The organism is Ensifer sp. LBL (assembly GCF_050435225.1).
Classification (GTDB): Bacteria; Pseudomonadota; Alphaproteobacteria; order Rhizobiales; family Rhizobiaceae; genus Ensifer.
Genome location: NZ_JBNDJY010000008.1, coordinates 303,301 through 327,940, shown reverse-complemented (window position 1 = coordinate 327,940; position 24,640 = coordinate 303,301). Strand labels below are relative to the sequence as shown.

21 protein-coding genes are annotated in these 24,640 nt (G+C 64.8%); 4 read left to right on the top strand and 17 right to left on the bottom strand.

The annotated features are described in order from the left end of the window. Positions 1-29: 29 nt before the first annotated feature. From OKW20_RS28590 to OKW20_RS28545, 10 genes are all read right to left on the bottom strand, one after another. On the bottom strand, positions 30-1,283 hold the full coding sequence (locus OKW20_RS28590; RefSeq protein WP_429177584.1) for a Zn-dependent hydrolase: 1,254 nt from the start codon (positions 1,281-1,283) through the stop codon (positions 30-32). Continuing rightward, a complete protein-coding gene (locus OKW20_RS28585; RefSeq protein WP_429116363.1) occupies positions 1,280-1,810 on the bottom strand; it encodes an L-2-amino-thiazoline-4-carboxylic acid hydrolase in 531 nt (176 codons plus the stop codon). The genes OKW20_RS28590 and OKW20_RS28585 overlap by 4 nt, the downstream gene beginning before the upstream one ends. A gap of 206 nt (positions 1,811-2,016) precedes the next feature. Further along, positions 2,017-4,572: a fused MFS/spermidine synthase gene (locus OKW20_RS28580; RefSeq protein ID WP_429177582.1), complete on the bottom strand. Its 2,556-nt coding sequence runs from the start codon at positions 4,570-4,572 to the stop codon at positions 2,017-2,019. A gap of 65 nt (positions 4,573-4,637) precedes the next feature. Beyond that, positions 4,638-6,281 (bottom strand): arylsulfatase, encoded by a 1,644-nt coding sequence (locus tag OKW20_RS28575; protein ID WP_082005933.1) that lies wholly within the window; start codon positions 6,279-6,281, stop codon positions 4,638-4,640. 135 nt (positions 6,282-6,416) lie between these two features. Continuing rightward, on the bottom strand, positions 6,417-7,805 hold the full coding sequence (locus OKW20_RS28570) for a BatD family protein (RefSeq protein WP_429177580.1): 1,389 nt from the start codon (positions 7,803-7,805) through the stop codon (positions 6,417-6,419). Continuing rightward, a complete protein-coding gene (locus OKW20_RS28565; protein ID WP_429177577.1) occupies positions 7,802-9,373 on the bottom strand; it encodes a VWA domain-containing protein in 1,572 nt (523 codons plus the stop codon). The genes OKW20_RS28570 and OKW20_RS28565 overlap by 4 nt, the downstream gene beginning before the upstream one ends. After that, entirely contained in the window at positions 9,370-10,374 is a 1,005-nt protein-coding gene (locus OKW20_RS28560) for a vWA domain-containing protein (protein ID WP_429177575.1), read from the bottom strand. Before OKW20_RS28560 ends, OKW20_RS28565 begins: the two co-directional genes overlap by 4 nt. Beyond that, positions 10,361-10,819, bottom strand: coding sequence for a DUF4381 domain-containing protein (locus OKW20_RS28555; RefSeq protein WP_429177573.1), 459 nt, complete (start codon positions 10,817-10,819; stop codon positions 10,361-10,363). The genes OKW20_RS28560 and OKW20_RS28555 overlap by 14 nt, the downstream gene beginning before the upstream one ends. Before the next feature lie 68 nt (positions 10,820-10,887). Further along, positions 10,888-11,883 carry a DUF58 domain-containing protein gene (locus tag OKW20_RS28550; protein WP_082005935.1) on the bottom strand — a complete coding sequence of 332 codons (996 nt, stop codon included), beginning with the start codon at positions 11,881-11,883 and terminating at the stop codon, positions 10,888-10,890. A gap of 16 nt (positions 11,884-11,899) precedes the next feature. After that, the gene (locus OKW20_RS28545) at positions 11,900-12,871 is read right to left on the bottom strand and encodes an AAA family ATPase (protein ID WP_429177654.1); all 972 of its coding nucleotides are present in this window, start codon (positions 12,869-12,871) and stop codon (positions 11,900-11,902) included. 278 nt (positions 12,872-13,149) lie between these two features. Here OKW20_RS28545 and OKW20_RS28540 point away from each other — a divergent pair, with 278 nt between their 5' ends. The 4 genes from OKW20_RS28540 (at position 13,150) to OKW20_RS28525 (ending at position 17,936) form a co-directional block, all read left to right on the top strand. Then, positions 13,150-14,115: a formylglycine-generating enzyme family protein gene (locus OKW20_RS28540; protein ID WP_429177571.1), complete on the top strand. Its 966-nt coding sequence runs from the start codon at positions 13,150-13,152 to the stop codon at positions 14,113-14,115. Between the two features lie 60 nt (positions 14,116-14,175). Continuing rightward, positions 14,176-15,225 carry an HAD family hydrolase gene (locus OKW20_RS28535; protein WP_429177652.1) on the top strand — a complete coding sequence of 350 codons (1,050 nt, stop codon included), beginning with the start codon at positions 14,176-14,178 and terminating at the stop codon, positions 15,223-15,225. 441 nt (positions 15,226-15,666) lie between these two features. Continuing rightward, positions 15,667-15,927, top strand: coding sequence for a hypothetical protein (locus tag OKW20_RS28530; protein WP_043613666.1), 261 nt, complete (start codon positions 15,667-15,669; stop codon positions 15,925-15,927). 233 nt (positions 15,928-16,160) lie between these two features. Continuing rightward, positions 16,161-17,936 (top strand): tetratricopeptide repeat protein, encoded by a 1,776-nt coding sequence (locus tag OKW20_RS28525; protein WP_429177569.1) that lies wholly within the window; start codon positions 16,161-16,163, stop codon positions 17,934-17,936. A gap of 18 nt (positions 17,937-17,954) precedes the next feature. Here the strand turns inward: OKW20_RS28525 and OKW20_RS28520 are convergent, their stop codons facing one another. From OKW20_RS28520 to OKW20_RS28490, 7 genes are all read right to left on the bottom strand, one after another. After that, the gene (locus tag OKW20_RS28520; protein ID WP_429177567.1) at positions 17,955-18,980 is read right to left on the bottom strand and encodes an NADP-dependent oxidoreductase; all 1,026 of its coding nucleotides are present in this window, start codon (positions 18,978-18,980) and stop codon (positions 17,955-17,957) included. Between the two features lie 190 nt (positions 18,981-19,170). Continuing rightward, a complete protein-coding gene (locus OKW20_RS28515; RefSeq protein ID WP_429177565.1) occupies positions 19,171-20,532 on the bottom strand; it encodes an O-acetylhomoserine aminocarboxypropyltransferase/cysteine synthase family protein in 1,362 nt (453 codons plus the stop codon). 45 nt (positions 20,533-20,577) lie between these two features. Then, positions 20,578-21,615 carry an isopenicillin N synthase family dioxygenase gene (locus OKW20_RS28510; RefSeq protein WP_429177562.1) on the bottom strand — a complete coding sequence of 346 codons (1,038 nt, stop codon included), beginning with the start codon at positions 21,613-21,615 and terminating at the stop codon, positions 20,578-20,580. 464 nt (positions 21,616-22,079) lie between these two features. Further along, a complete protein-coding gene (locus OKW20_RS28505) occupies positions 22,080-22,316 on the bottom strand; it encodes a hypothetical protein (RefSeq protein ID WP_034799160.1) in 237 nt (78 codons plus the stop codon). A gap of 119 nt (positions 22,317-22,435) precedes the next feature. Further along, positions 22,436-23,161 carry a TfuA-like protein gene (locus OKW20_RS28500; RefSeq protein ID WP_429116396.1) on the bottom strand — a complete coding sequence of 242 codons (726 nt, stop codon included), beginning with the start codon at positions 23,159-23,161 and terminating at the stop codon, positions 22,436-22,438. After that, positions 23,158-24,405 (bottom strand): YcaO-like family protein, encoded by a 1,248-nt coding sequence (locus OKW20_RS28495; RefSeq protein WP_429177560.1) that lies wholly within the window; start codon positions 24,403-24,405, stop codon positions 23,158-23,160. The genes OKW20_RS28500 and OKW20_RS28495 overlap by 4 nt, the downstream gene beginning before the upstream one ends. Positions 24,406-24,412: 7 nt before the next feature. After that, on the bottom strand, positions 24,413-24,634 hold the full coding sequence (locus OKW20_RS28490) for a hypothetical protein (RefSeq protein ID WP_043613678.1): 222 nt from the start codon (positions 24,632-24,634) through the stop codon (positions 24,413-24,415). Positions 24,635-24,640: the final 6 nt, after the last annotated feature.

Below are 24,640 nucleotides of genomic sequence, written 5' to 3'. Positions count from 1 at the left end.
ATTCTGCCGTGGGTGTTTTCTATTGATGGTCAGCGGCGGTCGATTTCCAGGATGGTCTGGAACAGGACCTCGGCGCCGCGGGCGCATTCCGCGGGTGACGTGTATTCCGCCTCGTTGTGCGACAGCCCGTCCTTGGACGGCACGAAGATCATGGCGGTCGGGGTGATCGTCGCGATATGGGCCGCATCATGGCCGGCGCCGGAGACCATGTCGGTCGCCGAATAGCCGAGCGCCTCCGTACTGGCGCGCACGGCGTTTACGATCGTCGGATCGAAAACGACGGGCGCCTTCGACCAGATGTGTTTCAAGGCGACGCCAGGGCCAGCCTTGCGGACTGCGTCTTCAAGAGCCGCCTGCATCTGGTCGAGCCCGGTCTCGGACGGATGGCGCATGTCGATCTGCAGCCGCACGGAACCCGGCACGACATTGCGCGAATTCGGGCCGACCTCGACGAAGCCGACGGTGCCGACGCCCGGCGGGTTCTGGTGGGCGATGTCGCGGACGGCAAGGACGATCTCGGCCGCCGCCACGAGCGCATCGTCGCGCTGCGCCATCGGCGTGCTGCCCGCATGCGCCTCCGTGCCGGTGATGGCGACATCGAACCAGCGCAATCCCTGGATACCGGTGACGACGCCGATTTCGGTCGCCGACGCTTCGAGCAGCGGCCCTTGCTCGATATGGAGCTCGACATAGGCGGCAAAGGAAGCAGGATCGATCGTGGCCTCGCCGCGATAGCCGATCGCATCGAGGGCCGCACCGACGGTTACGCCTTCGCGGTCGGTGCGCGCCTGGGCGTCATCGAGCGCCATCGCGCCGGCAAAGACGCCGGAACCCAGCATTGCCGGCGAGAAGCGAGAGCCTTCCTCGTTCGTCCAGTTGACGACCACAAGCGGATGGCGGAGCCGGGTGGCGCTTTCCTTGAGCGTGCGCAGGATTTCGACCCCGGCAAGCACGCCGAGAATACCGTCGAAGCGGCCGCCCTGCGGCTGGGTGTCGAGATGGCTGCCGACGGCGATCGCCGGCAGCGACATATCCTCGCCTGCATAGGTCGCGAAGATGTTGCCGATGGCGTCGATTTCGACCGTGCAGCCGAGCGCTCGGCATTCGGCAACGTACCAATCGCGGACCTCGCGATCCTCCTCGGTCAATGTCAGTCGCGTGACGCCGCCCTTGTCCGCAGCGCCGAAGCGCGCGGTCGAGACGATGTCGGCCCAAAGCCGGTCGCCGTTGGTCGCCGGCGTGTTGATGCGGCTCGGTTCGCTGCGCATGGCTTCCGCGTTCATTTCGACTGCTCCGGCGCGTCCTTGTTGAGCCGGTAGCGGAAATCGCAATGGGACGCGCCCTGCATCACGGTCTGGGTGCGCTCCAGCGTGATGCGCGGATCGTAGCCGGTGCAGAAGACGCCGTCGCGGTTGCAGGACAGCAGGTGTCCGATATGGCCGAGCCCCATTTCGCGATAGGTCTCGGCGTAGCGACAGCGCTTCACGTTGTAGTGGAATTCGTCGTCCGTCGCTTTCGTCACCTCGATGACGAGGGCGTCGTCCTGGGTCCAGAGATCCTGCAGTTCCTGGAAGGTGCGCAGGTTGGTGCCGCCGGGGGTCTTTGCGGCAAAGGTCCGGCCGGCCTCGATCGCGGCCTTGGTGATCGCCTTGTCGAGGATCGCCTGGGCGCGTTCCTCGCCGATCTCCTCGCGCATCGCCTCATAGATCGGCGCGATGATGCCGGCCTCGATACGGCGGCGTGCGAGAATGCCGATCTCGCCGTCCATCGCCGCGCGTGAATCGGTGTTTTGTTTGTCCGTCTTGTCCATGCAATGCCTCCCTGTCTGCCTCAGGGCAGATCGACAGGGGACAGGATACTACGCCGAACATGCCTCGGTGTTGCAAATCTGTGCCGGAGCTGTTTCTCCAGGTGCAATTTTTTGCGTCAAATTGCCGTTGTGCAGGAATCGATCGCGAGCTTGTCGAAAAGCAACGAACGACAGGTGCGTGGAAGCGCTGGATCTGCAGCGTGCGATCAGCGCTCGCTGCTCGAAACGAACCAGCGATAGTAGGGATTGTCCGGCTCCACGCGCATCAGCAACTCCATGTCGCGCGCCCACTCGTCGCGATAGCCGGCATAGGCGTTGAGCGAGGCCTGGTAGAACAGCATCAGCCGGTTGTGGGCGTCGCTTACGGATTTTTCGAGCGCGGCGTCGCCGCCGGCAATTGGCGCCTTCGAACGCAGGGCAACGAGGGCCGGAAGCGTGCGCTGCAATTCGTCGGGGCGAACCCAGCTTGCATACTCGATCCGCGGCTGGTCGTCGGTGACGGGAAGGGCGGAACCGGCATAGCGCTCGAGCCCGGCCCGGTCGGTCATCCAGGTGGCGATGAGGTCGGCCGGCCCGGAAATTCCGACCTCGCCAAGCGCCGCCGCAAGCGGCGGTTTGGAGAGCCGGGCGGCGATGCGGGAAGCGTCAAGCTCCTGCGGCTCGAGCGAGCCGACGAGCAGCATCTCGTGCAGTTCGGTCGACCAGAGCGTGGCGTGGGGGAAACTGTCGAGAAAGCTGCGCACGAGCGCGCGGGTGTCCTCGTCGTTCTGGGTGGCGATCGGCAGCCATTGCGCGACCAGGCCGTTCGGCGCGAGGCGCGCGCGCGCCAGAGCGTAGAAGTCGGAAGAGTAGAGATTGACGACGCCGGCGGCGGATGGCGGCGGCGGTTCGAGCGTGATGAGGTCGTAGTGCTCTTGGCTGCGCATCAGTTCGCGCCGCCCGTCGGCGACACGCATGTCGAGGCGGCTATCGCCGGCCGCATTGAAGTTGCCGGCAAAGAGCGCCGAGGCGCGGGCCACCGAGGGCAGGAGTTCGGCGGCAACGCGCCGGTCGAGACCGGGATAGGCAAGCAACGAACCGGCGGTGATGCCTGTGCCGAGGCCAATGACGAGAGCCGATTTCGGTTCGCCCTTATGAATGACCAGCGGCAACAGCGCCTGCAGCCGCATGTAGCGCAGCGACGGCATGGCGTCGCCGGTGTTGGAAACGCCCTGGATGTAGAGCCGGCGGAAGCGGCGGTCCTGCTGGCCCTGCTCGATGACGGCGACGGTCGCGCCGAGGCCCTCCTCATAGGAAACGATCGTGCCGTTGCCGCGCGACAGGTTGAGCAGGTTCGCCAGCCGGTCCGGCGGCACGACGAGGGCGATCATCACGGTGAGGACGCCGAGCGCCGGTGCGAGAAGCCGCCGACTGGTCCAACTGCCTTGTCCGCGGCTGACGGCGACAAGGCCGATTGCGGCTGCGGCCACGGCGAGAACGGCAAAGCTCCGGACAATGCCGAGGGACGGGATCAGCACGAAGCCGGTCAGAAGCGTGCCGAAGATGCCGCCGAGCGTGTTGAGCGCCAGAACCCGGCCGGTGTCGCGGCCGGCGTGTTCCGGATCGACCGCGAGCCTGAGGGCGACCGGGAAGGCGGCGCCGAGGATCAGCGTCGGAACGAAGACGATCGTCAGTGCTGCGACGAGGAACCGCGCGCACATGCCCGCAAAGATGCTGCCGGTAAGGCCGGCGACGGCGGCCTCGGCGTTCGTCTGCAGCGTTGTCAGCCAGGGGCCGAGCAAGGCGAGCTCGGCAAGCGCAACTAGGCCGGCAAGCGTGATCAGCAGGCCGAATGTGCTCCAGGGATCGGAGAGGCGCTCGCTCCGGCGCGCGAAAAGGGCGGCGCCGAGGGCAAGGCCGGCGAGATAGGTGGCAAGCACCACCGAAAAGGCGAAGGAGCGGGTGGAGATGAATTGCACGATCGCCTGCGACCAGGCGACTTCATAGCCAAGGGCGATCCCGCCGGCGACCGCATAAAGGACGAGCGCCAGCCGCGAACCGCCGGCGCTACGGGTTTCCACAGGCAGCCTCCCTAGAACGAGTTCGCGGGCGGCTGGGGTGTTCAGGAAAAGTGCTACCGCTGCGGCGGCAAGGCCGAGCCCCGCGGCCGCGAGCCCGGTCGCCTGAACGCCGAGGGCTGGAATGAGAACGAAGGAGACTGCAAGGCAGCCGGCGATCGCGCCGAGCGTATTGGCGGCATAGAGCCGGCCGCCCTTTGCCGCGACCCCGCCCGGAGCCGCATTCATCGCCCGCAGCAGCACCGGCAGGGTGCCGCCCATCAGGAAGGCCGGCGTGGCGACGATCAGGACCAGCAGGGTCCAGGCGGCCAGCGGGTTGGTGCCCTCGATCGCAACGAAGACCGGCGCAATCCTGGAAAGGATGAAGGTGACGCCGGCGCCGAGCACGGCGACGCCGGTTTCGAGCAGGGCGTAGAGGCGGAGCGGCTGTCGGGAACGGTCGCCGGCGCGGCCAAGGGCAAAGCTGCCGAGTGCAAGGCCGAGGAAGAAGGCGCTGACCCCGGTGCTGACTGCGTAGACGTCGACGCCGGCGACGAGCGAGAGCTGCTTGATCCAGAGAACCTGGAAGACCAGTGCGGCAGTGCCGGAGAGAAAGAGCATGAATGCAGCGGCTGCCGGAGCGAAGTGCACCGCTTCTTCCGCCATCGCGTCTTCATTCGACGCCTCCATGGCAACCGTTCGAGCGGGCGGAATGGTCTTCGTCATTGCGTCACGCCATCTCTTAACAAAGGCAATAGAAGGCGGCGCAGGGCGCGCCGCCTCCGAGAGTGTTATTGAGCCGGTTGCGACTTCGCCAGGATCTCGTCGATCTTCTGGTGCACGCTTTCTTCGATCTGGTCGACCGAGAAGCTTGCCGGCTTCTGGCTCGGCGGATACTCGATGAAGGTCTCGAGGAAGGTTGCGGTCCGCGCCACGGCCTGGGCGGTCAGGTAGACGTTCTTCGTTCGCCAGTCGTTGTACTGGTCGGAAACGATATCGGCCCGCTCATAGGGGTCCATGCGCAAGTTAAAGATCTTCGGAACACGCAGGCAGGTGAAAGGATCCTGCCAGACGTCGAAGCCGCCGGGCTTGCGCATTTCGCAGAAGACATACTTCCAGTTTTCGAAGCGCATGCCAACGAGTTTGGCGTCGTCGTTGAAATAGTAGAACTCGCTGCGCGCACTCTTCGGCTGCTCGCCGGTGAGGTAGGGCAACTGGTTGAAGCCGTCGAGGTGAACCTTGAACTCCTTGTCGCCAAGCTTGGTGCCCTTCAGCAACCGGTCCTTGATGTCCTTGTCGCCGGCAGCCGCCAGCAGCGTCGGGAACCAGTCGAGGCCGGAAACCATCTCGTTGGAGATGCCAGGTTTGATCTTGCCGGGCCAGCGGATCATCGCCGGTACGCGGAACGCGCCTTCCCAGTTCGAATCCTTTTCGCTGCGGAACGGAGTGGTCGCCGCATCCGGCCAGGAGAACTGGTTCGGGCCGTTGTCGGTCGTGTAGACGACGATGGTGTTGTCGGCGATCTTCAATTCGTCGAGCAGGTTGAGCAGCTTGCCGACGTCGCCGTCATGTTCGACCATGCCGTCGGCATAGTCGTTGCCGGGCATGCCGCTCTGGCCTTGGTACTCAGGGCGGATGTGGGTGAACATGTGCATCCGCGTGGTGTTCATCCAGGTGAAGAACGGCTTTTTCGCTTCCGTCTGCTTCTTGATGAACTCCATCGCGGCCGCGGTGGTTTCGTCGTCGATGGTCTCCATGCGCTTGGTGTTCAAGGCGCCGGTATCTTCCACCTTTCCGTCGGCGAAGGAGTGCAGCACGCCGCGCGGCGCATAGGCCTTGAGGAAGGCCGGGTCGTCCTTCGGCCAATAGGGCCGTTCGGGCTCCTCCTCGGCGTTCAGGTGATAGAGGTTGCCGAAGAACTCGTCGAAGCCGTGCGCTGTCGGCAGGAAGCGGTCCTGGTCGCCAAGGTGGTTCTTGCCGAACTGGCCGGTGGCATAGCCGAGCGGCTTCAGCGCCTGGGCAATGGTCACGTCGCGGTCCTGGATGCCAACCGGCGCGCCGGGAATGCCGACTTTCGACATGCCGGTGCGCAGCACCGTCTGGCCGGTAATGAAGGTCGACCGACCGGCGGTGCAACTGTTTTCGGCATAGTAATCGGTGAACATCACGCCGTCGCGGGCGATCCGGTCAATGTTCGGTGTCTTGTAGCCCATGACGCCGAAGGAATAGGCGCTGATGTTGGTCTGGCCGATATCGTCGCCGAAGATCACAAGAATGTTGGGTTTCGCCGCGTCCTGCGCGAAGGCCGGCAGCGCGGAGGCGGAAATCGTCGACATCAGCACGGTGCCGGCGAGCGCCAGCGCCTTCGGTTTCGCGGCATGCCCGATGGTACACGCGGCGAGCCGGCCAAGCCGGTTCTTCAGATCGATACTCATCTCATGTCTCCCTGAGGCAGTAAGCAATCGCTCTCGGAATGCAGGCAAAGCTTTGAATTCACCGATTCAACTTCTACCGGCGGGTGTCCGCAGGTAAGTACGTAACAGTTACGAAGGTCGGCGACGGCCGGTAAATCAGGTCAGGCCGACGGCTCCGAAGCGCCTTGGTGGCGCGGCCTCCAGGCCGGGATTGAGGTCGGGCAAGTCCGATGTCGGGCCGCCGCCATCGGCGGAGGTTTCCGAAAGCCAGCGCTGTCTCGCCACCTTCAATCCGCCGCGCAACCGGAGGAGATCAGGCCCGTCCTGATGGGAGCCGCCGCTGCCGTAGCGGCTCCGGCGAAAGTCGGCAAAAGCGTTCGCCGTCGCCGGATCGGCGAACCTGTCGAGCCAGCGCGAGAGTGGCGTGTTGCCGGTCCGACGTGACCAATGGTCGAGCGCCGTCTCCAGCCGCAACGGGTCGTGATCCCGGCAAGCGTCGAGCACGTGGCGAAATGCCGTCGCCTCGGATTGCGCCCTCTGTTCGAGTGCGGTTTCCAGCCGGGTTTCGAGGCGGCCGAACAGATTGGCGGTCAGTTGGATAAGCGCCGCGAGGGCGGCGACCGATGCCACGATGCTGAGCCACCACAGCCAGTCGAAGGGCTCCTCGGACGGCGGCGAGGTCGGCGGGGCAAGCGCAGGCTCCACCACTGGAGCCGCACCGACGCTGACGGCAGCGCCAGCCGCTTCGGCCGACTGCATCGATCCGCTGGCCGGATCGAACCACGGCAGGCTGATCGCCGGAAGCGAATAGCTGCCGGGCTTTGCAAAGACGTAGGTCGCCACGTCCTTGCGCAATCCCGCGGTTATCTCTCCGCGTGACGTGCGTTCCTGCGAAAGCACGGGGTCATGCCGGTAGACCTGCACGCCTGCCGGGGCATCGAAGGTCGGTTCGGGGATCATCATCGGCGCCAGTCCGGCCGCGCGGATGGTGATCGTACGCACCAGAGCGTCGCCCGCCTTCAACCCCGCTGGATCGCGGTCGAACGACTGGGCAATGGTGATTTCTCCGGTGGTGACGCCGGCCTTTCCGCCCGCGCTCTGAGGAACGGCTTCGACCGTGAACGTGAGCGAAGGCAACGTCACCTGACCCTTGCTCGTCTGGCCGGGCACGGCGGCATAGCCGAACGGAATGACCGCGGCCGGCAGCACGTAATCGCCAGGTGCCTGCGGGGTGATCGCGTAGGTCTTCCGGATGCCGGAGAAGGCCTCGCCGTTGACGGTCTCGTTGAGGTTCATGCCGCGTTCGTCGGGCATGGTGACGACAGTGCCGGGAAGATCGAACAGAGGAAACTGCGGCGGCGAAAGGAAGTAGTTCGGCACGAAAACGTCGACGTCGACCTCGATCTGCTGGCCGGCATAGATCGGCCCCTTCGTCGTGACCGTTGCGCGGGCGAAAGGATCGGCGGCGAAGGCCGTGCCCGCGAGCAAGAGCGACAGGCCGACGAGCCAGAGAACCAGACGTTGCAGGGCGACGAGGGCTGTCACGGGGCCTCCTCCTTCGCTTCGATCGCAAACTTTCTTGCCAGCAGTTCGGCCGGCGACACCTGGATGTTGCGCATCCACATGTCGGCCGTTTGCGGTCCGCCCTGAACGGTGGCTTCCGTTCCCTTCTTGCCCTTGTCGTCGAACTGGACCTGGTCGGGGTCGATGCCCGCCTGCTCCTGCTGCGCGTCCTGTTCCTGCTTGTCCTTGTCGGTCTTTCTCTTCCGGGCGATGTCGAGGTTCTTCTTGGCGTCGGGCCAGTCGGGACGGCGCTTCAACGCTTGCTCGTAGGCGGCGATCGCCTCCTCGGCCTTGTCGAGGTGCAGCAGCGCATTGCCCTGATTGTAGTAGCTTTCGGCCGTGTCGGTCTCGGCAAAGGCGTCGATCGCATCCTGGAAACGGCCGGCGCGGTAGAGCGCCGCGCCGCGCCAGGCGGGATCGGCGAACGTTTCTGACGCGCCCTGGAAATCGCCCTGTTCGAAGGCGCGTCGGCCCTGCTGGTCCGGCGTCAGCCAGAGGTCGATGAAGCGGTTGTCCGCTGCCTCTGCCCGATCGTTGCCGATCAGCGAAATGGCGGCGAGCAGATACACCGCCCAGCGGATGGTCCAGCCACGGCGGAACCAGAAGAGGCCGAAGACGGCGATCGGGATCGTCAGCCACCAGCCGAGATCGTGCCAGCGCGTCAGCCCCTCGGCCGTCTTCGCGGCAAAATTCGTCTGGATGCGCCTGACGATCCAGCTGACATCGGCGTCGTCGGCGGTCACCGAGGCGACCTCGGCCTTGGAGGCCGACTGTAGCGCCTTGAGGCCCTCGACATCGAGCTTCGCGCGGACATGCGCGCCGCTGGCGTCGGTCAGGAACCCGCCGTCCGCCGTCTTGACCGGGCCGCCCTCGGCCGTGCCGATGCCGAGCACCATCAATGAGTTGCGCCCCTGATACTCACCGAAGGCCTTGAAGGCGGAACGCTCGACGCCGTCGCTCATGAACAGGATGGTGCCGGGCACCGTTTCGTTGGCGAGCGCTTTTTCGACCGCCTGGAGGGCCTTGGCCGTGTCCTTGCCGTCGACCGGCATGATCTGCGGTGACAGCGCGGCAAGGTAGGACTTCACCAGCGCCGTGTCGTCGCTGAGCGGCAGCACCATGTGGGCGGAGCCGGCATAGGCGAACAGGGCGGTGCGCGAGCCTTTCCGCCGCTCGAGAATGTCCTGGACCTTCAGCTTGGCGCGTTCGAGCCGCGTCGGCGAAATATCGGTCGCGTTCATCGTCGGGTTGAGGTCGATGGCGATGGCCAGAGGCGCGGTGTCCTCGACGAAGGGCGGCCGCTCGCGCTGCCAGGTCGGGCCGGCGGCCGCGATCGCCGCGACGGCAATCAGTGCGGCGGTGACGTGCACCGGCTGGAAGCGCCGTTTCCCGCCCTTGTCGATCAGCAGATGATCGAGCAGATGCGGTGCGATCATGTCCTGCCACTGCGAGCGGACATCGCCACGCCGGGTAACGAGATAGATCAGCAGCGGGACGGCGGCGAGCGCCAGCAGCCACAGCGGCCTGAGAAAGTGGAAATCCGCGATCATGGCGCTGCCTCCCGGCGCTGGCGGCGGTCGCCGAGCGATGACAGGAGCCACATGGCGGCGTGATAGGCGAGCACCAGCAGGAGTGCCGCACCCAGAGGATAGTAAAACAGCTCGATGCGCGGCCGCCAGGAGAGCGTCTTCTGGTTTGCCGGCGTCAGCTGGTCGAGCAACTGGTAGATGTTTTGCAGACCGGCCTGATCCTGGCCGAAGAAGTAGCGCCCCTTCGTCGCTTCGGCGATCTGCTGCAGCGCCTTGGTGTCGAGCTTCTGTTCGCCCTGGGCATTGGCATCGCCAATGCCGACCGTATGGATCACCACCTTTCGCTCGGCGGCGATGCCGGCGGCCTTGTCGGGCGGCATCTTGCTGGCGGTGTCGTTGCCATCGGTCAAGAGGATCATCACCTTGTCCGGCGCGGTGCTGGCGTCGAACATCTTGATCGCAAGCCCGATCGCGTCGCCGACGGCGGTGCGCGGACCGGCCATGCCCGGCAGGCTGTCGGCCAGCATCAGCTTGACAGTCTTGTGGTCGAGCGTGAACGGAACGAGCGGATAGGGCGCATCGCCAAAGGCGATCAGGCCGAGCCGGTCATTGGGACGCCGGTCGATGAAGTCGGCGACCACCTTGTGCACGGCTTCGGCGCGGGTCTGCAGGTTGCCGGCGGGATCGCGAAAATCGCGTGTGTCCATGGATTGCGAAAGATCGATCGCCAGCATCAGGTCGCGCTGCGGCTCTACCTTTTCGATCGGCGGCTCGACATATTGCGGCCGGGCCAGTGCCAGCACGATCAGCGTCCAGCACAGGGGCGCGATCACCTTCTGGCCGAGATTGGTCCTCGGAACGACGGAACCTTCGGTCGGGCCGAGATTGGCGGCCGCCGTGATGTCCTTGAAGAAGGGCACCCTGACGGCAGCCGATTGCTCGCGGTATGGCGGAAGCAGCCACCAGACGAGGAAGGGCAACGGCAAGAGGATCAGCGCCCAGGCGTGGTCAAGCACGTACATGATGCGCCTCGATCCAATGCCGCGCTGCCGCGATGTAAGCCCTTGCCTCTGTCTCAGGAACCGCGGCGAGCGCCTGGCTGCCGCGATACTCGGCTTCCTCGAAAAAACGCGCAGAGGCGATCGGAAAGACCGGGCCGCCCGAATGAGCGTCGAGGTATTTGGTCCAGCCGGTACCGTGCAGGCGCGCAATAGCCTCACGCGGCCAGACCGAAAGCGCGGTCCGCTTCAAAAGGACAGGCAGGGCAACAAGGGCCTCGCCACGCGTGCCCGTGGCGGCCAGTCCGGCCTCGATCTTCTTGAGGTCGGCGAGCGCTTCGCGGCGGTAGCTATTGGCCTCCCAGCGGCGGTACCAGCGCCAGCAGGCAAGCGCAATCAGCAGCAATATGAAGCAGCCGAGCGCTGCCCATGCCTGGGTTTGAGGCATCATTGAGACCGGCTGCGGCAAGGCGATATCCGCGAGCCCGCGAAGGGCGGCGTCGAGCAGCGGGTCTTTCGGAGGGGCCGCCGTCGCCATCATCGCCTCCGTTGCCGGCTGGCGAGTTGGCCAAGCATGGTGCGCAGCTGCGGCGCCACCTCTTCCGCTGATGAGATCGGCAGCATCGGCAGGCCGAGCTCCTCCTGCCAGGCGCGCAGCGCCCGCCCGCGCTTGCGGGCAAAGCTGTCGATCGCCTCGCGCACGTTGCCGTGGCCGAACTGCACTTCGGCCTGAAGCAGCCCGCCGCTGAAGACGATATCGCCCTTGCGCGGCAGTTCGAGCAGGAAGGGATCGTAGATCAGAACGCAGATCACGTCGTTGTGGGCCGAGAGCTTCAAAAGCATGTCGCGGGTTTCGAGGCTGTAGCCGTCGAAGTCGCTGATGACGATGACCAGGTGATCGTGCCGGGCGATGTTGGCGACGGTCGTCAACACCACATCGAGCTGTTCGGCGCCATGCGGCGCCTGCGAACCCGCCTGCAGCGCGGTGTTGTGGCGAACGATGCTGTCGGCGAGCCGGATCACCGCTTCGCGGCTGCGGTAGGGGCGCGTCTCGGTCACCTCCTCGTCGCCGAAGACGAAGCCGCCGACACGGTCGCCGAGCGCCAGCACGCGCCAGGCGGAAAGTGCCGCGACCTCTGCCGCGGCGACGGACTTCATCGCGCGGCGGCTGCCGAAGAACATGTTGATGCGCTGGTCGACGACAATGAGGGCCGGACGGTCCTTCTCCTCGTCGTAGACGCGCACGACCGGCTTGCCGGTGCGCGCCGTCACGCGCCAGTCGATCGCGCGGATGTCGTCGCCGGGCAGGTAGTTGCGCAGTTCCTCGAAGGAAAGTCCGCGGCCGCGCATGCGCGATTCATGACGCCCGGCAAGCAGGCGCCGTACCGGCGCCTTGCGCAGGAACGTCAGGTCGCGGGCCATGGCTTCGAGCCCGACAAGCGCGTCCACGGAGGTATAGACGCCGGTGGTGTCGGCCGTGCGGGGCTTTATGATGCCGCGTGAGCGGGCGAGGGCCGGCAAGGAAATGGCCATCGACGAACCTCCATCCTCAGGCGACCGCGACGAGCTCGACGATGCGGTCGATCACCTGATTGGCGGTGGTGCCGCCGGCATGGGCTTCGTAGGAAAGCACCAGGCGATGGCGAAAGACGTCGTGCACGGTCGCCTGCACGTCGTCGGGCGTGACGAAATCGCGGCCGTTCAGCCAGGCATGCGCCCGCGAAACCTTGTCGAGGCCGATGACGCCGCGCGGGCTGACGCCGACCTGGAGCCACTTGGCGAGATCCTTGTCGACCTTGTCGGGATAGCGCGTCGCCATCACCAGCGCGACGATGTAGTTCTCGATCGCTTCGGAAACGGTGATCGCCGAAATTTCGTTGCGCGCCACGAAGACCGCGTCCTGGGCGAGCTTCTCGGTCGCATGGTTGTTGGACTTGGCGTTGGTTTCCTCCGAGCGTACGAGCCGCATGATGTCCGCCTCCGAGGCCGCATCCGGATAGTCCACCTGGATGTGCATGAGGAAGCGGTCGAGCTGTGCCTCGGGCAGCGGATAGGTGCCTTCCTGCTCGATCGGGTTCTGGGTCGCCATGACCAGGAAGAGATCGGGCAGCATATGGCTCTTGCCGCCGATCGTGACCTGGCGCTCCTCCATCGCCTCGAGCAGGGCCGACTGCACCTTGGCCGGCGCGCGGTTCACCTCGTCGGCGAGAATGAGATTGGCGAAGATCGGCCCTTCCTGGAACTGGAACGCGCCCTTGCCGCCCTCGGAGAAATAGACTTCGGAGCCGGTGATGTCGGCCGGCAAGAGGTCCGGCGTGAACTGGATGCGCGAAAGCTCCGCATCGAGGTTCTTCGCCATGCTCTTGATCGCGCGGGTTTTCGCAAGTCCGGGCAGGCCCTCGACCAGCAGGTGGCCGTTGCTGAGCAACCCCAGCAGCAAGCGCTCGATCATGCCCTCCTGGCCGATGATCGCTTCGCCGATGCGCTTGCCGAGTTGCTGGATATCGTCGCGTGCACCCATGAAGTCCTGCTCCCTTGCCCTGTCGGCAACATCAGTCGTCATGCACTTTCGCTTCAGCTTATTGTTAAATCAGTCCGATTGGAAAGAACGTAACAGTAACGAAGGACTGCGTGACGCTGGCGGATACGCCCCACGGCAGGCGGCTTCGCATCCCTGAGGCTTTGTGCGATTGCGTAACGGTTACGTACTTTGGGCGGCGGGCATTTGGCGCTAACGTGGGCCGGCCGTCCGCGGATATCTTGGCCGATGGTGCCCAGGGAGATCAGAGCCAGATGCAAATGTCCCCGAAAATACCCCTTGTCGACGAAACGCCGGCGGCGATCAGCGCCCGCGAGCAGGTCTGGATAGAGGGCGGGACCTTTGTCATGGGTTCGGACAAGCATTATCCGGAGGAGGCGCCGGCCCATCCGGTGAAGGTCGACGGCTTCTGGATCGACGTCACGCCCGTTACCAACCGGCAGTTTGCGGCCTTCGTCGAGGCGACCGGTTACGTGACCGAGGCGGAAAAGACGCCGGACCCGAAGGATTATCCGGGCGCGCTTCCGGAAATGATGCGGGCGGGCTCGGTGATCTTCGATCCGCCGAAACGGGTGGCCGGCAACAGTCCGTCGCAATGGTGGAACTTCAAGTTCGGCGCCGACTGGCGGCGACCCTACGGGCGGCAAAGCAACATCCGCGGCAAGTTCGACCATCCGGTCGTTCAGGTCTCCTATCTCGACGCCAAGGCCTATGCCGCCTGGGCGGGCAAGGACCTGCCGACGGAGGCAGAATGGGAGTTTGCCGCCAAAGGCGGGCTCGAAGGGGCGGAGTTTGCCTGGGGAGACGAGCTGGTGCCCGACGGGCGCTTCATGGCGAACACCTGGCACGGCATGTTTCCAACGGAAAATCTGAGGCCCGACGGCTTCGAGCGCACCTCGCCGGTCGCGAGCTTCCCCGCCAATGGCTACGGCCTCTACGACATGATCGGCAATACCTGGGAATGGACCAGCGACTTCTGGTCGACCCGCCACCCGGCGCCGGCGCAAAAAAGCTGCTGCATTCCCGCCAATCCGCGGGGCGGGGACCGGGAGGCAAGCTTCGATCCGCGTCAGCCCACGCTCCACATTGCCCGTCGGGTGGTGAAAGGGGGCTCGCACCTCTGTGCGCCCAACTATTGCCGCCGGTATCGGCCGGCGGCGCGTCACGCCCATGAGGAAAACGCGGCGACGACCCATATCGGGTTCCGTTGCATTCGGCGGCCCTGATCCGGCCAGAGGACTTTAAAAACCGTTCCGCGAGGAGGATGGATGATGACGGCAACAGCGATGCGTTCCGGGTCCGTGGTGGACGGCGATGCCCGTAGACTGTGGCGTCGCTCCAGGCTCGCCGGCCTGCTGTTTACGTTCGCTGCGGCCTTTGCATCGCCGAGCGCGCTCCTGGCAGCGGATACGCCGGCCGACACGCTCCCTTCGTGGAACGATGGCGCTGCGAAAACCGAGATCGTCGATTTTGTCACGCGGGTCACCAGCGAAGGCAGTGCCGATTTCGTGGCGCCGGCAGAGCGGATCGCCGTTTTCGACAATGACGGCACGCTTTGGACCGAGCAGCCGAACTATTTCCAGGGCATGTTCGCAATCGACCGCGTCAAGGCGATGGCGCCCGAGCATCCCGAGTGGAAGGACAAGGAGCCTTTCGCATCGCTGCTGAAGGGGGACATGGCAGGCGTTGCCGCCGCCGGTGAAAAAGGCATCGTCGAGCTCGTGATGGCGACCCATGCAGGAATGTCGACGGACGCGTTCACGAAGACGGTCAAGGACTGGTTTGCGACCGCCAGGCATCCGCGCTTCAATCGCCCTTATAACGAGATCACCTTTCTACCGATGCGCGAGTTGCTCGATTATCTCAGGGCAAACGGCTTCAAGACCTATATCGTCTCCGGCGGCGGTATCGAGTTCATGCGGCCGATGACCGAACAGATGTATGGGATCCCGCCCGAGCAGGTGGTCGGCAGCAGCATCACGACGAAGTACGAACTCGACGGCGACGCGCCGGTGCTGATGCGCGAACCCAAGATCGACTTTATCGACGACGGCGCCGGCAAGCCGGTTGGGATCAACACTTTTATCGGCCGGCGGCCGATCTTTGCCGCCGGCAATTCCGATGGCGACTACGAGATGCTGCGTTGGGTGACGGCCGGCTCCGGCCCGCGTTTCGGCATGATCGTGCACCATACGGACGGCGAGCGCGAATGGGCCTATGATCGCCAATCGCCTGTTGGCAAGCTGGACAAGGCGATGACCGAGGCCGAGCAGCGCAACTGGCTGCTGGTCGACATGAAGAACGACTGGCGCAAGATCTACGCCTTCGAAAAATAAACGGCTGCGCCGCTGGCGCGGTATGCGCCAGCGATCGATGTCGAGGCGAAGGCCGGTGCAGAGCGCGACGTCCTGCGCGAGCGCCACTGGCCGGCCATCGCCGCGCGAACGACGGTGCTTTGGCGCGTCTATCCCGCCGAGGAATATTTCCCAGGATCGATCGCGATATCGCCCATGCGGCCGGTGACGGCTCAATTCATGAGGATTCGGAGCGAAGATCGCCAAGACGGCGGCCAATACGGCCCAATGTTACTGTTACGTACTTCCGAAAATCGGCATTCGTGCCACTTTTCGTTCAGGGGAGAGGTAAGCGAGGGCCGGATTGGCCACAAGCGCCGACCGGCGAGCCGGCCCCCGCCCGCAACGGTGTCTGGTCGTCACTGACACCCCGGGGAATGCCAATGCATGAGCATCGATTGTCGTTCAGGCGGATGGTAACCCATGCCCAGCGCAGCCTTTCAACGGGGACTTCTGAAGCTTATGCTCAAGCTGCCGGCATTGCGCGGCCAGTTGCAATTGATCAGTGCCAAGAACCAGTCCCTGGCAAGCCTCTGCGAAGCCTATGAGGAAGCAAGCTCGATGCTTGACCGGCAAAGGCGTCTCGCCCCACTGGATCATTCGATGATCTCGGAGTATGAATTGATCTGTCGCGAGATCGAAGAAGAGGTCATTTCCGTCTGTATCGCCGATACGGGGACATGAGCCTAGTCCGTTGTGATTAACGAATACCTCGTTTGAGCTTGCCAGGGCGACGAAAACCCCACAAGAATTCTATGGGAATTATCGGGGGTTCCTGTTTCAATTTAAAATGATTCAATTCTTCGATAAAAATATTTTGTGACGGTGCGATATTCTTCTTTCCGCCACAGAAGCTCTCGTCTAGAGTTCGCCTCGCGTTGCACTCTCTTTGGGGTTGTGGCAGTTGGGAGCGCATCATGGAAGCCAGCAGAAATGCGGGTCATATGAACTGCATTGCCGTTGCAGAATGCGAGGCGCGAGCCGCCCTTGAGCGCATTCTTGCCGATAGCCAGTTTCACGCGACCGAGCGTCATCGCAAGCTGTTGCGGTATCTGGTTGACGAGTTTTTCGCTGGCCGTTCTGGCCAGGTGAAAGCCTACACGATCGCCATCGACGTCTTCGGGCGGCCAGCCTCCTTCGATCCTGCGACCGATCCGATCGTTCGGGTGGAAGCGTCGCGCCTGCGCGCTGCCATGGCGCAGTATTACGAGGCGCTCGGCGAAAGAGCAGAGCTTCGCATCGAGTTGCCGAAGGGCAATTACGTCCCACAGTTCGTGATCAGCGGCGAGCCCTTGAGAGGGATGCCCGAGAGCGCGGCGCCGGTTTCAGAGCCCGCAGCCGAGCAGCCCGTAGAGCCGGTGGTTGCGCCGGCCGTCGTTGCGCGCAAATGGCCCCCGCTTGCCGGCTTCGCCGCACTCGGTGCCGGCGCGGTGGTCATGGCCGGGGCCTTCTACCTGTCCGTGGCCGACCATCTTCCCTGGCAACCGGTTTTCTCGGCCAAGCCGACAATCGTCGTTGACGTGCCGACGCGGCTCGGGGCCGACGACGACGTGCAGAAGAAGGCGGGAGACTATCTCGTCCACGCGCTCTCGCAGTTTTCCGCTGTCCGTACCCTCGCGCCGGTCTCGCCCGCGGGTGTCGACGTGGCTTCGATCACCGGGTGGGTCTCGTCCGCGCCGCCGGTCAAGCTGCAGGGTAGCAAAGAATACAGGCTTTCGATCGCCTACAGCACCGACGAACGCCGGCATGAGGTCTCCTGGCAGGTCATCGACGTGCAAAGCAACGAGGCCCTGAGGGCCGGCATTTCGAAGGCGGCGCTCGACAGCGGCGATGCGCGCGAAATACAGGAGAAGCTGCTTTCCCGTCTTGCTCTTTCGCTTGCCGGCGAGGAGGGCGTCATCGTCAGCCTGGAGGCTGCGCGGCAGCTGGTGACGCCGTCGATCGGCTACGGCTGCGTCCTTCAGGCGGATGTGGCGCTGGCACGGATCGATCCTGAGGGCCTGGCTTCGGCTCACGGGTGCCTCGAAAAATCGGTCTCCTACCAGGCCGCCGACGCCGATGTTCTGGCGAGCCTGGCGATGGTCCTGGTTGCGACCGGCGAAGCCAGCGCTGCGCCGACGGTTGCCGAGCGCGCCTTGAAACTTGCGGACAAGGCCGTTGCTCTGGCGCCGCAATCGAGCCAGAGCTATGTGGCCCAGATGCAGGCGCGCTTTGCGGCTGGCGAGACGGAAGCGGCGTTCATCTCCGGCCGTCGTGCGGCCGCTCTCAATCCGCTCGACGACGCCATTCCGGCTCGGCTCGGCCTGCTGCTGTTCGTCAGCGGCGCCTATTCGGACGGTGTGAACCTGGCCCGCATGGCGGATGCCGGCAGCGAGTATCTGCACCACGACGCCGCGCTGACCCTGGCGCTGGAAGACTATCGCAGCGGCCGCTACCGCGAAGCACTGAGGCGTGCCCGCGAGCTTGCCAATCCGGCGGACACGGCCGTTAATCTTCTGCGCGTGGCAGCGGCAGGCCAGCTCGGCCTGACGCGGGAGGCGACAAGCGCGCTCGACGGATTGCGCCTGGGTAAAACGCGCTCGCCACAGCCATACGAGGCGGAACTCGTCGCTCGCGGCTACGCGCCGGACCTGATCGCACTGCTCGACGACGGTCTTGCCAAGGCCGGCCTACAGCCGGTCGCCCAGCAGTAACGCTGGGCCCGGGCCTACTCAGTTTTCGGCGGCGACCCGGATGACCAGCTTGCCGAAATTGCGGCCGTCGAGCAGGCCGATGAAGGCCTCCGGCGCATTCTCGATCCCGTCGACGATGTCTTCGCGATATCGCACCTCGCCGCCTTTGATCCAGCCGGCCATCTCCCGATAGAAGAGCGGCCGCTGATCGGCAAACTCGCGCTGGATGAAGCCCCGGATGAGCAGGCTCCGGCTCAGCACTTCACGCATGACGCCAGGCAGCCGGTCGCCCCCGGCTTGCGCGCCCGCGGGCTGGTTGTAGTGCGCAATCAAGCCGCAGACGGGTACGCGGGCGAAGTCGTTCAGCAGCGGAAACACCGCATCCCAGACATGGCCGCCGACATTCTCGAAATAAACGTCGATGCCTTTCGGGCAGGCGGCGGCGAGTTGTTCGGCGAAATCCGGCGCGCGATGATCTATCACCGCATCGAAGCCGAGCGTGTCGCGGACGAAGGCGCATTTGTCCGCGCCGCCGGCGATGCCGACTGCGCGCGCGCCCTTGATACGGGCAATCTGCCCGACCGCCGAGCCGACAGCGCCGCTTGCGGCCGCCACGACGACCGTTTCGCCGGGCTGGGGTTTGCCGATCGTCAGCAGTCCCGCATAGGCGGTGAAGCCGGGCATGCCGAGAATGCCGAGCGCCGTCGACAGGGGCGCGGCCGCCGGATCGAGCTTGCGCAGGTCAGCACCGCGCGATAGCGCATAGCTTTGCCAGCCGGAGTGGGAAAGCACGAAGTCGCCGTCGCTGAAATCCGGGTGACGCGAGCGGACGACGCGGGCGACCGTACCGCCCTCCATGACCGCACCGATCTCCACCGGCTTGGCATAGGACCGGCCGGCATTCATCCGGCCGCGCATATAGGGGTCGAGCGAAAGGTAGAGGATCTTCAGGAGAACCTCGCCTTCCGCCGGTTCCGGAATTGCCGTTTCGACGACGCGGAAATCGCTGGGTGCCGGTTTCCCGGATGGCCGCGCGGCAAGCAGGACCTGGGTGTTCGTGCTCATTGTCTTTTCCTCCTTGTGCGCGTCTCGATGTGCCGCGGCGACGGACGCGCCCGGCAACATCAATCCGACATGACCGCCCCTTTTCGCATGAAACGAAACAAAGGCCTATGGACGTGTCTTGAACCGAAAACGGCTCCGCGGGCTCACCCCTCGTGGATGAGCCCGCGGAAGATGCGAAAGCGTCGTTCGCTCAGGCCGCGTCGATCGCCTGCCTGAGGTCGGCGATGATGTCGTCGGCATGTTCGATCCCGATCGAAAGCCTGACATAGCCAGGCGTCACGCCGGTTTTCAGCTGGTCGATCTCAGACAGCTGCGAATGCGTCGTCGTTGCCGGATGGATGGCGAGCGAACGCGCGTCGCCGATATTGGCGACGTGGTAGAGCAGCTTCAGCCCGTCGATGAAGCGCCGCCCCGCCTCGCGACCGTCCTTCAGTTCGAAGCCGACAAGCGCGCCGTAGTGGCCGTTCAGCAGATATTTTTCGCCGCGCGCCCTTGCCTCGCCATCTTGGAACTTCGGGAAGATCACCCGCGCCACTTTCGGGTGGGTGCGGAGGAACTCGGCCACCTTGATGGCGTTCTCGTTGTGCTGCCGGATCCGCAGAGGCAGCGTTTCCAGGCCCTGGATGAACTGGAATGCGTTCAGCGGGCTGATCGCCGCGCCAAGGTCGCGCAGGAGCACGGCGCGGGCGCGCAGGATATAGGGATGAAACGCGATTGCGGCCGCTTTTTCGAGCCAGGTCTTGCCCTGGTAGCTCGGGTCCGGCTCGTGCAGGTTCGGATGCCGCGCCTCATGCTCGTGCCAGGGAAACTGGCCGCTGTCGATGATCGCGCCGCCGATCGAGGTGCCGTGCCCGCCGATGTATTTCGTCGTCGAGTAGACGACGACGGCCGCGCCATGGTCGAAGGGACGGATCGTCAGCGGCGCTGCGGTGTTGTCGACGATCAGCGGAATGCCGAAGCGCTTGCCGATTTCGGCGACCTCGGCAATCGGAAAGACCTCGAGCTTCGGGTTCGGCAGGGACTCGGCGTAGTAGGCGCGCGTCCGCTCGTCCGTCGCCCGGGCGAAGGCTTCCGGATCCGCGGCATCGACGAAACGGACCTCGATGCCGAAGCTTTTCAGCGTCGCGGCAAACAGCGCCCAGGTGCCGCCATAAAGGCCCGCAGCGCTGACGACATTGTCGCCGGAGCGTGCAAGGTTCAGGAGCGCAAAGGCCGATGCCGCCTGGCCGGAGCCAAGTGCGAGCGCTGCTGCACCCCCTTCGATTTCCGCCAGCCGCTGTTCGAAGGCGTCCTGCGTCGGGTTGGAGACGCGGGTGTAGAGATGCCCGGGCGCCTCCAGCGCAAAGAGCTTGTCGGCGCCGTCGGTGCCGGGCAGCTGGTAGGAGGTCGTCTGGTAGATCGGCACGGCGACGGCGCCGCTTGCCGGATCGAAGCGATAGCTGCCACCGTGCAGCGCCAGCGTTTCGGGATGCAGCCGGCCGCTGGCTTCGCGCAGGCCGGTCGGCACCTTGATCTCGACTGCAGGCTCTTCCGGCTTCTGATGGATCGTCATGCCATTTCTCCTTGGCTCTCAGGTTGATCGGCGCCGTCCGGTTGGTCAGGCGGGCACGGCCGCCTTTGGCTGCTCCAGCAGGTCTGCATGGTGCGCGGCGGCGACATCGGGGTGCGAGCGCAGCCGGGACTTCAGCACGTTGCGGCCGACCTCGTGGAAGAGCGGGTTCTGCGGATCCTGGGTAACGCCGCGGACTTCGGCTGCAAGATGTGGCGGCAGATCGAGGACCGGGATGGTCGATGCGAGATTGGCGCCGAGGAAGAAGGCGACCGAGAGCCGATCACCGCCGGCCGGCGGCGTCACCACCCGGTGGATGTTGGCGAGCAGATAGCCGTTCGACGCCAGTTCCAAGAGTTCGCCGACATTGATGACGAAGCTGCCGCGCTTCGGCGGTGCGTCGATCCAGCCGCCCTTGCCGTCGTCGACCTGCAGCCCGCCGACCACGTCCTGCAACAGGATCGTGACGAAGCCGCCATCCTTGTGGGCGCCCACGCCCTGGTCGCTTTCGGTCTTGTCGCGGCCGGGATAGCGGATGATTTTCAGCAACTGGTTGGGGCCATCGCGGTAGATCGGCCCGAAGACGTCTGGCTTCTGCCCAAGCGCTTCGGAGAAAATCTCGATCAAGCGGATGCCGAGCCCGGTGACCGCCTCGATATATCCAAGGATCGCAGGCTTCAGTTCCGGCAAGGCGCCGGGAAACTGGTTCGGGCCGACGAGTCGCTTCCACGGCGCGTCGCCGGACGCAACTTCGAGGCTCTGGCGCTCAGGGCCGAAGTCCACCTGTTCGCGCCAGTCCTGGGTGCCCCGGGTATATTCGAGGCCGGCGCGATTGTAGCCGCGGAAGTGCGGCGACTTGCGCATCTCGATCGCCAGCTTGTCATCCTCCGGCAGCGCGAAAAAGCGGCGCGAAAGCGAAAGAATGCCGTCGATCTCTTCCTGCGGAATGCCGTGGCCCTCGAGATAGAAGAAGCCCACCGAGCGGGCAACGCTACGCAACTCGTCGAGCGCTGCGGCCCGCTCGGGGTGGCCCGGCCCAAAGCGCGAGAGGTCAAGGACGGGCAGGGTTGGATTTGTCTGGCTCAAGCTGGTCTCCCTTGGTCGTTCGGGCGTTCGGGGCAGTCGCTCGGACAAGAGCCCTGCGCCGGTTCGCACGTGATGGGAGAAGCCTAACCGGAGGTGGTTCGTTCACTCAATATTATCTATGGAAATTATGGACTAAATTTCAACGAAAGCGCGAAGCGGGCTTTCGAACGGAACTGGTTTGTGGGGAATATCCGTCCCGGCCGCTTGTTTTCCGGATTCTCAGGGGGCTGACTCATGCGGTGCGAGAGAGTGATCGTTCGGCGACCAAATCCGCTCGCGGCGAAGCGCGGGGAGGGGCAAACCGCGGGCCGAACAACAGCGGCAACCCCGCTTCGCCTTTGGCAAAACGGGGCTATCCGGTTGTCGGCGTCATGGAGGTCATGCCGTCGCTTATCCGCAAAACTAAGGGTTCGCGGAGGCAGACCAATCGCCGGATGACGGCAATCCCAGAAGCGGCGTCGAATCTAGCAGCGACCGAGGCTCGGGCGCGTCAGCAGCTCGTTGGTCAGATGTGCTCTCTGGCTGCCACAGTCCTCGGCTTCCTTGAGCAGCGATGCGAGCGCGAGTTCGAGGCAGTATTGCACGCCTTCGACGTTGAGGGTCTTGGCGGAGTCGCGCGCATAGGTGACGAGACGAGCCAGTGCCAAGAGCTCCTTTTCCTTGTCTTCCGGTTCAACCGGTACAGCAAATGAAGATAGCATGATTTTCCCCAGCTTCCATTGGACCCAAAGGCCCAGCCCAGCGTGACCAATCATAGCGTGACTTGGCGGGAGTGCGCGTGACATGAGCGTGACACACGTTGTATCTGAAAACCACACCCTTAAGATGAAGCGTCAGGTTGACCGAACAACCTCTTCCACATGCTGGTAGAATTGAATTTCCAGCTTCGCGGTACAACCGTTCGTTGGGCCGGTGCATGTCGCAGTACGTCCAGCAAATGTCGCGCGTCGATGCCCTTCTGGTCGACATATTCGCGCGCGAGCAGAGCAACGAGACGGGTGCGGTCCGTGCCCGCCGGAAGCGCCACGCGCGCGACGATGCTCGCCCAGTTGCGCTCCTTGTAGAACATGGCGGACGCGGTCGCGCCGATCGACGCTGCGAGCTCCGGGGCAAGGGCGTGGCTCTGCGAAAGGCGCCTGAGCGTCGCATCGACATTGACCAGCGGTAGCGTCAGCGGCAGATAGCCGAGTTCGGCGGGGCCATGGATCAGCGCAACGTCGGCGTCGTCCACGCGCTCGCCCTCGGCGTATTGCCGGTAGATCTCACCAACGCCGACCATGCCGAAGGGGGCGCATTCTGCTGCCCGCAGCGCGCCCATGCTGGCCGCGCCGAAGACCTGCACGCCTCTCGACAGGGCATAGAGGATTTCCTTGTGCCAGACGGGCGCGACATTCTCGAAGTTGCCGTCGATTAGCCCGATCGCGGTTGCGCCGTCCTCAACTGCGCGCAGCACGTCGCCCTGGACGGCGGGCGGGAGGACGAGAACGCTCTTGTCCGCGGCGTTTCGTACGTCGGGCAAGGTCGGGCCGACAAAGGCGACGTTCATCCGGCCTCCAGTGCGCGCGCGAGCGCCCGTTCGCCGAAACGGCGCTTGCGCAGACCGTCGGGATTTTCAAGGGCCGGAACGATGACCTTGACCACGGAGAAAGGCGCAACGCCTTCCATCAGCGGAACGACGACAACCGTCCGGATGCCGGCCGTTTCGAGCCGCCACATGACGTCATCGAGCAGCGCCTTCGGCCCGGCAGGGGCATCTGGCGCCGCTAAGCTTCTCCGCTGCGGCGCGGCGGCAAACAGGCCTCGCGTTTCCTCGGGAAGGTCGCGGGTGAAGGTTTCCGGAAACACGTCGTCGCGGGCGCCGCTGATATAGGTGAGCCGCGACTGGGCAGCCTCCGTCATCGCACGGATGGCGGCGCGCCGCGCGACCGGATGGGCGCCGTGCCCGATGGTGACGTCGTGATAGCGCGGCTGCCTGACCGACAGAATGCCCGCTTCTGCAAGGGTCGCGGCATAGCAGGGAATGCCGACGTCGCTCGTCATGTCGAAGAGGCGCAGGTCCAGGCCCGCGGCGGCGATCCGTTCCGCGAGCCCGTCGAGAGCGGGATCCTCGAAGCTTCCCGGATCGATGCAGCCGCGGTGCTTGCCGCTTAGCGGCAGCATTCGCCACAGCGTTTCTGCATCGCGCTCGATGCGCTCGAGCAAGCCGTGCAGGACCGCCTCGGTCTCGGTGTTGCCCGATGCCAGGCCGTCGGAGGATTGCCAGTAGCGACAGCCGACGATCGTGCGGTCGAGGATCGCAGCTTGGCGCGGAATCCAGGTGGTTGCGCCGTCCAAGAGATCGAAGCCCCGGAGCCAGTCGATGGTTTCGTCGTCCTGAAGGTCCGCTTGCCCGGCCGCGATGAGCTCCGGCAGATGCAATGTTCGGTCGCCTGTTTCGGAAAGAGCCCGGCTGGTGGCCGTTCTTGTCGCGGTTGACGGTGCGCAGGCCACTGCGCGCTCGATCGCCTCCATGGCCGCCGAAACCTTGGCGTCGATATCGGTGATGCCTTTTCCCTGGTTGATGACGATTGATCGGGCGTTGGGCGATACGGCGCTCCACACCGGGATGCCAATCCGGTCGAGGCCCGTCAATCGCGCAAGCCGGGTGACGCCGAGCGCCGGCAAATATGCCTCGATCCGCCGGAATGTTTCTTCGGGCGGGCAGGTGCGATCGCTATAGCAAAACGCGCCGGCCGCCGGACGGCTGGAATGCTCGTCCGACGGCCGGCCGGTTTCATCGGCTTGTGCCACGCGTGGACTAGCCGTCCATGAACCCGCCGGAAACGGAGCCGGACGAGGCTGCAACGACGGCGAGATTGACGCCCTTGTGCACCATGGCCCCACTGTTGTTGCGTAGGTCGTTGGCCGCAGCCAGCGGTCCCTGCGTCGGCGTCGCAATCTGCGTGACCGTGCCCGCATCCAGATCCGCGACCCAAAGACGGTTGTCGTCCGCCAAACCGATCACCACTACTTTTGCCATTTTCCC